Source organism: Pseudoroseicyclus aestuarii, assembly GCF_003217255.1.
In the GTDB taxonomy this organism is placed as follows: domain Bacteria; phylum Pseudomonadota; class Alphaproteobacteria; order Rhodobacterales; family Rhodobacteraceae; genus Pseudoroseicyclus; species Pseudoroseicyclus aestuarii.
Genome location: NZ_QJTE01000023.1, coordinates 1 through 1,472, shown reverse-complemented (window position 1 = coordinate 1,472; position 1,472 = coordinate 1). Strand labels below are relative to the sequence as shown.

Here is a 1,472-nt window from a genome sequence, read left to right as displayed (position 1 = left end):
CAGCTGGCGCGGCGCGAGGTGTCGGAGCTCAAGCGCGGCGACGACGCGGTGCGCAAGCGGATCATGCGGCTGCGCGAGCGGATGACGGCGGCGGGCTATGACCGCGCCGTCGTGGCCGACGACGTGCTGGTCGAGCGGATGGATGCTTGGCTGGCCAAGCACGTGCGCGGGCAGCGGCGGCAGGATGCCTACGACAAGGTGTTCCAGGTGGCGGTGCGCGAGCGCTGGATTGGAGGTGCCCCCAGACGCTGAGGCCGCCGCCGCCGCACCCGGCTGCGGTGTGTCCGCGGACTGTCCCGGACAGTCCGGTTCTGTCCGGCGGACAGAATGGCGCCAGACCGGCCAGAGGGGCGATGAGCCCCGCAAAACAACGTTTTCGACCCGATCTGTCCTGATCTGTCCCGGTGTGTCCGGACATGTCCACGGACAGATCGGACAGGTCCGGCCAGTTCCGGACAGTCCGCTCTGAGAGAAGAAAGAGAAGAGAAGGACAAGGACAGCGGACAGAACCCAGAGGGTGAGCCTGTGGATAACTTCGGCAGGCGCAGAGAAGGAGGTGAGGGCCATGATGGCAGCACCAGAGACCCGGCAGCAGTCCGGGGACCAGGGGAAGGGCGCAGAGAGGCGGGAGGCCCTGCAGCAGCCCGTAGAGCGGGGGCAGGGCGCGCAGCAGCCCGAGGAGAGCAACCGGGACCGCGTCCGGCGCCTGCTGCTGACCCCGCTCGGCTTCCGCTTCCGGCGGGGGACCGATGCGGGGGAGGCGCGCCGCAGCCTCGACGCCCTCGCCGATGAGCTCGGCTAAATGAGCGACGCCAGCCTCTCCGCCCTGCGCGGCATGCTTGCCTCCAAGGGCGAAGGATCGGCCCGCTGCTTCTGGCCGGAGCCTGCGACCTTCCGCGGCTTCGCGGAGATCGTCCAGCCGCGCCCGCTCGAGGAGGTGCCGGCGCTGGTGCGCTGGTTCCGCTCGGTCGAGGGGCCGCGGGCGGTGGAAGCCGGCACGCTGGTCGAGACCTTCCTCTGGTTCGAGAGGAAGAAGGCGCCGCCGCTGACGCCGCAGGCGCGGGCCATGGTGGCGCAGCGGGCCCAGCAGAACCACCGCCGGCTCGAGGTGATCTCCGACCGCCGGGCGCGGGAAGTGCGCAACGACGCGCAGGACCTGGAGTGGGAGCGCTGGTACCGCAGCACGCTCGCCCGCGTCGAGGCGCTGGTGGCGCGCGTACAGCGCGAGAAGCAGGCGCAGGCGGCAGAGGCCCCGCAGGCGGCGCAGCAGGACGGGCAGGGGCAGGACCGCGAGGCGGGGCCCTTCTCGGCAGGACAAGGGGCAGGGGCGGCACCGAAGGCTCACCCCGCGCAAGACACGACACAACCGACACGGCAGGCAGAGGAGATCACCCGATGAAGGACAGGCTGGCAGAGATCATCGGCGACGGCCGCGCGGCACTCGAGGCGCTGCCGAAGGCAGAGCAGCAGGC

At 71.2% G+C, this 1,472-nt stretch carries 3 protein-coding genes; all 3 read left to right on the top strand.

Annotated features, from left to right (window positions below; translation table 11 throughout):
• Positions 1 to 252, top strand: a 252-nt coding sequence (locus tag DFP88_RS16755; RefSeq protein WP_220032364.1) for a hypothetical protein, incomplete at its 5' end; no start/stop codon positions are given.
• Positions 253 to 565: 313 nt separating this feature from the next.
• Positions 566 to 802: a hypothetical protein gene (locus tag DFP88_RS16750; protein WP_110815835.1), complete on the top strand. Its 237-nt coding sequence runs from the start codon at positions 566 to 568 to the stop codon at positions 800 to 802.
• Complete coding sequence (locus tag DFP88_RS16745) at positions 803 to 1,399, top strand: hypothetical protein (RefSeq protein WP_110815834.1); 597 nt, start codon at positions 803 to 805, stop codon at positions 1,397 to 1,399.
• Positions 1,400 to 1,472: the final 73 nt, after the last annotated feature.

Bases quoted from the DNA above. Each gene is read 5' to 3' on its own strand.
- DFP88_RS16750 (WP_110815835.1), top strand. From the start codon at position 566: ATGATGGCAGCACCAGAGACCCGGCAGCAGTCCGGGGACCAGGGGAAG.
- DFP88_RS16745 (WP_110815834.1), top strand. From the start codon at position 803: ATGAGCGACGCCAGCCTCTCCGCCCTGCGCGGCATGCTTGCCTCCAAG.